At 40.4% G+C, this 520-nt stretch carries 1 protein-coding gene; it reads right to left on the minus strand.

The genetic code is table 11. The features are described 5' to 3' along the window. Positions 1-520, minus strand: a 520-nt coding sequence (locus PVV68_RS10580) for a hypothetical protein (protein WP_273783060.1), incomplete at both ends; no start/stop codon positions are given.

A 520-nucleotide genomic window follows, 5' to 3' on the forward strand; every position in this document is an offset into this window, starting at 1 on the left:
CTTGCTCTTTTATTGCAATTGCTGGTGGAAATAATACATAGGGGAGCTTCAAGGGTACCTTATAAGCTGTCGGTAGATTATGACCAATTCCTGTACCAATGGGATCAAAAAAATGGTTTTGTAAATAAATATGATCTTTTTTACCATCACTCACATAATAGTGTGCATTCGCTATCGATAGTGAGTTATCAGCTGGTCCATAAAGATAGATATCTGTTTTCTCGGCAAGACCGTGGATGCCACGTTCTTTAAAGTCACGCAGTCCATTGCCTACTGTTAAGCTACCACGGCTATGCGCACTCACAATCGCTTCCTCATTGCCATAACGAGTGATAAAATCTTGGAACTTCTTACTCGAATTGCTCCATCCCCCAAAATACTCATAAATCGCTATCCCTATCTCTACTAACTTGTCTTTAGCTTCGGGGTGATAGGTAAAATAAAGGTGACCATTGTTATTAACAGCCATTTGGACAGCATTACCCGCTGCTTCATCGGGGGAATTAAAAATGCCATTGTA

Source organism: Bartonella sp. ML69XJBT, assembly GCF_028618515.1.
Classification (GTDB): Bacteria; Pseudomonadota; Alphaproteobacteria; order Rhizobiales; family Rhizobiaceae; genus Bartonella.